Raw genomic sequence first — 5,484 nt, forward strand, 5'->3', positions numbered from 1 at the left:
TTGTGAATCCAATGTGACGCGCAGGAGATGCTCCGTGGGGGCTTGGCACCGGCAGACGCCGGTTGGTAGATGGTTGTGGGGAAGGCACCGGTGGCTGGGCATCATCAGCCTGCTGGCGGTGTTGATGACGATGGTGTCGGTGCCATCGGCTGAGGCGTTGGCGGCGCACCGGCCGCACGGAAAGGTGTGGACACCGAAAACACCGCTGTCGGGGCAGAAGTCCGTCAAGGGCAAGAACCTCGTGCCGGCGAAGCCGAAGGCTCCGGCGTTTCCGGTGCCGAAGGACTACAGCCCGTCCATGCTGTCGGCTCCGGTGGCGGCCGGATCGGCGTCGGTGACGTTGGACGGCGGACAGGCAGTCCAGGCAGGACACCTGCCCGTCAAGTTGGCGGCAGGAAGCGGTAATCCGGCCCATGCCGTGCAGGTCGTCACGACCGGCGCGGACAAGGGCGGCTCGGTCGGCGTGGTCGGCCCGGTGGTGGCGCTGACGGACACGCAGGCCGCCGCCTCGGCTGGACACACGGTCAAGGTCGCGCTGGACCTCAAGGCGCTCCAGGGTGCCGGTTGGGCGGATCGGGCACGTCTGGTGGCCCTGCCGGCCTGTGCGCTGACCACGCCCGACAGGACCGAGTGTCAGAAGCAGACGCCGGTCGCCTCGGAGGTGGATCCGCAGTCGGGGGTGCTGACCGCAGAGGTCACGCTCCCCACCACCAAGGGCGCCGCCGCAGCAGTGCCGACCGTGCCATCGGCCCATGGCGGTTCCGCCGACTCCCGGGCCTTCAGCTTGAACGCTGCAGCAGTGCCGGCCTCCCCGTCGGCACATGGCGGTTCCCCTGAGCTCCAGGCCTTCACCCAGAACTCGGCGGCCGCCGCGCCGCCAACGATGGTGCTGGCGACCACCGCGTCGTCGGGCGGTGCGATGGGCGGCTACTCCGCCTCGCCGCTGTCGCCGACGACAGCATGGAGTTCGGGCTCCAACGTCGGAGACTTCTCCTACTCGTACCCGATCGAGACTCCGCCCGCCCTCGGTGGCGCGGGGCCGTCGGTGGCGCTTTCATACGCCTCTTCGGCCGTGGACGGCAAGACCTCGGCACAGAACGCGCAGGCATCCTGGGTCGGTGAGGGTTGGGACTACCAGCCCGGGTTCGTCGAACGGTCCTACCAGAGCTGCAACAACGACGGCATCACCAACTCTGCGGACGAGTGCTGGGCGGGCCAGAACGCCAGGCTCAGCCTCGGCGGTCACTCCGGCACCCTGGTGCGCGACGACACCACCGGTGTCTGGCACATCCAGGGTGATGACGGCTCGAAGGTCGAGCAGCTGTCGGGCGCGGCGAACGAGGCTCGCAACGGCGAGTACTGGCGCATCACCACGACCGACGGTACGCAGTACTACTTCGGCGTGAACCACCTGCCTGGTGGCAACCAGAGCGACCGGGCGGCGAACTCGGTGGAGTACACGCCCGTCTACTCGCCGAAGAGCGGGGACGACTGCTACAACTCCTCCACCGGCACGGGTTCGTGGTGCCAGGAGGGCTGGCGGTGGAACCTCGACTACGTCGTGGACCCGCACCAGAACCTGACCAACTACCTCTACCAGCAGCTTCTGAACTACTACAGCCGTGGCGGCGGACAGAACAACGGCAGCGGAACGCTGACGAAGTACGTCCGCTCGGCCGAGCTGAGGCAGATCGGCTACGGCCAGCGGCTGCCCGACCAGATAGCCGCGAACGGCGCGGCGAACGCGGCGGCGAAGGTGCTGTTCGTCACGGCCGAGCGGTGCACCCCGTCGGGCAGTGTGACGTGTACGACCGCGCAGCGCACTACCGCGAACCAGGCGTACTGGCCGGACTCTCCGCTGGACCAGAACTGCGCTTCGAGTGGCACCTGCACGAACTACTCGCCGTCGTTCTGGTCCTCCTCCATGCTGTCGCAGGTCCGCACGCAGATCCTGGTAGGCAGCACCTATACGACGGTGGACTCCTGGGCGCTGAACCACACCTTCCCCGACCCGGGCGACGGCACCAAGCCGTCGCTGTGGCTCGCCTCGATCCAGCGCACGGGCACGGACGGCCAGGCGGCGGCGACGCTTCCCGCAGTGACATTCACCGCCCGTGAGCTGGCGAACCGGGTGGACGGCCTGGTGCCGGCGGCGCCAGCCTTCTATCGGCCGCGGATCCAGCAGATCACCACGGAGACCGGCGGCCAGATCAACGTGGTCTACGCCGCGCCGGAGTGCTCGCGGGTGAACAACCACATGCCCGGGTCCGAGGACTCCAACACGATGGCCTGCATGCCGGTGCACTGGTACCTGCCCGGCTCCTCCTCCACCACGCCCGTCAGCGACTGGTTCAACAAGTACCTGGTGACGGAGGTCAGTGAGCAGGACGCCATCACCGGCGCATCACTGATCAAGGTCAATGACTACAGCTACGGCGGAGGCGCCGCCTGGCACCGCGACGACAGCGAGTTCACCGACCCCAAGACCCGTACGTGGGACGACTTCCGCGGCTACCAGACGGTCACCACGACCACTGGTAGCGGGAACGCGGGTGAGGCACCGAAAACGCAGGCGGTCAGCACGTACCTGCGGGGCATGAACGGCGACCGCCTCGCCGACGGGACCACGCGCAGTGTCTCCGTGTCGTTCACCCCGTATTCCGGGGCGAGCCCGGTCACGGCCACGGATGACAACTGGCGCTCGGGCACCGTCCTCGGCGGCCAGACGTTCACCCAGGCCGGCGGCTCGGTCGTGAGCGCCTCGGCAACCGTCACCGCGGGCCCGGTGACCACCGCAACGCACCACCGGCAGAACAGCATGCCGGACCTGGTCGCCCGCTACGACAGCATCAGCACCACCGAGACCTCGTGGTCCCGGCTGTCCAACGGCACCTGGCGGACCGCCGACACCGTGTCCACCACGGACCCCGCCAACGCCAACCGACTCGTCCAGTCGGACGACCGGGGCGACGGCACGAGCGCCGCGCCCGAGGTCTGCACCACCACCAGCTACGCCACCGGCAGCAATCCGATGATGCTGGGCACGGTCTCCGAGATGAGCTCAGTCGCCGGTTCCTGCGGCACCGCGATGACCGCGACGAACACCGTCAAGGACACCCGCACGCTGTACGACAGCCTGCCCTTCGGCCAGACCGGTGCCACGGGTGATCCGACCGGATCGCAGACGATCAGCTCCTACGACACTAGCGGCCAGGCGCAGTTCGTGACCCTGACTACCTCCACGTTCGACGCCTACGGCCGTGTCGTCTCGATGGCGGGTCCCGACGGCGCGACGATCAGTACGGCGTTCTCTCCGGCGACCGGTGCCGTTCCGACGAAGGTCACGGTGACCGGTCCGATGGGCGCGTCCTGGGCGACCATGAAGACCTACGACCCCGGCCGCGGACTTCCGCTGGTGTCCACCGACGCGAACGGGAACGCGACAACCCAGCAGTACGACGGCCTGGGCCGTCTGACCGGGGTGTGGCAGCCGGACCGGGCGACCAGCCTCAGCCCGAACATCAAGTACTCCTACTCGATCAACGGCGTGACAGCCCCCACGGTCGTCACCTCCCAGACCATCAACGAGGACGGCAGCTACCAGACCAGCAACGAGCTGTACGACGGCCTGGGCCGCGTACGCCAGACACAGAGCACCCCGATTGGTGTCCTTTCCGGGCGTATGATCACGGACACGGCGTACGACTCCCACGGCTGGGCCATCAAGTCCTCGCAGCCGTACTACGACAGCGCCAACCAGCCGAACGGGACGATTTACGCCCCGCAGGACTCGCAGGTCCCCGCGCAGACCTGGACCACCTACGACGGCATGGGCCGTCCAGTGACCCAGGCTTTCATGTCCTACGCCCAGCCGCAGTGGTCCTCCACCACCGCGTACCCGGGCGCGGACCGCGTGGACGTGAGTCCGCCCCAGGGCGGCGCCGCGACCAGCACTTTGACCGACGCGCGAGGACGTACCACCGCCCTGTGGCAGTACCACGGCAGTACGGCAACGGGCAACGCGGCGGACGCGGACGTCACCACGTACAGCTTCACCCTGGGCGGAGGCCCGACGTCGCGCACCGACTCGTCGGGCAACGCCTGGACGTACGCCTACGACCTGCGAGGCCGTCAGGTGTCCGCGACCGATCCGGACACTGGCACGACGATGAAGACGTACGACGTCGCCTCCCGCGTCGCCTCCACCACGGACGCCAAGGGCAACACGCTGGCGTACACCTACGACGTCCTCGGGCGTAAGACCGGGATGTACACGGGCGGCGTGGCGCCGGCCAACCAGCTCGCGGGCTGGACGTACGACACCCTGCCGAACGCCAAGGGCCAGCCCGTCTCCTCCACCCGCTACGTGGGTGGCACGGCGGGCAAGGCCTACACGCAGGCCGTCACCGGGTACGACACCATGTACCGGCCGACCGGCACCAGCGTCACCATCCCCTCTTCGGAGGGTGCCCTGGCGGGTACCTACACCACGGCCAGCCAGTACACGCCGGTGCTCGGTTCGCTGATGCATACCGATCTACCGGCAGTGGGCGGTCTGCCCGCTGAAGGCGTCGGGAATATCTACAGCAGTACGGGTCTGCTGATCGCCTCCGGCGGAAACAGCGCCCTGGTCACCGATGTCCAGTACGACGCCCTCGGTCGTCCCACCCGTACGACCGTGGGCGACTACGGCACCCAGGTGGTCTCGACCCAGAACTACGACTGGGCGACCGGTCGGGTGGTCCAGTCCTCCCTGGACCGGCAGACCGGTACCACGTCGCTCGACCAGACCAGCTACACCTACAACCCCGCGGGCCAGACCACCTCGGTGTCCGACCTGCAGAACGCCTCCGCCACCGACACCCAGTGCTTTACCTACGACTACCTGGGCCGACTGGCAAGCGCCTGGACCGACACCGCGGGCATCAGCACCAAGGCCGCACCGTCCGTTCCCGGTATCGGCGGATGCACCAACACCAGCCCGACCAGCGGTGTGACGGCCCCGGCCAAGACCACCGTCGGGGGACCGGCACCGTACTGGCAGTCCTACACCTACGACGCCACGGGCAACCGCTCCTCCCTGGTGCAGCACGACGTCAGCGGCAACACCGCCAACGACATCACCACCACCCAGACCTTCGGCGCCGCGAAGTCGGTCAACACGCCGACCAGCGCGCCGAACACCGGCGGTGGCACCGGCGGCCCGCACGCCCTGCTGTCCACCTCGACGAAGTCGGCCAGCGGCACGAAGGCGGCCACCTACCAGTACGACGCGCAGGGCAACACCACCAGCGTCACCGACACCACCGGCACCACCACCCTGACCTGGAACGGTGAGGACAAGCTCGACTCGATCACCAAGACCGGGCAGTCCCAGGGCACGTTGTACCTGTACGACGCGGACGGCAACCAGCTGATCCGCCGAGACCCGGGCAAGACCACGCTGAACATCGGCGCGGACGAGCTCACCCTGGACACCGCATC

1 protein-coding gene is annotated in these 5,484 nt (G+C 68.3%); it reads left to right on the forward strand.

Annotated elements, in window-relative coordinates; genetic code table 11:
* Nucleotides 1-139: 139 nt before the first annotated feature.
* The coding region (locus UK12_RS31695) for an RHS repeat protein (protein WP_197085333.1) at nucleotides 140-5,484 on the forward strand (5,345 nt) is incomplete at its 3' end.

Source organism: Saccharothrix sp. ST-888 (genome assembly GCF_000955975.1).
Taxonomy (GTDB): domain Bacteria; phylum Actinomycetota; class Actinomycetes; order Streptomycetales; family Streptomycetaceae; genus Kitasatospora.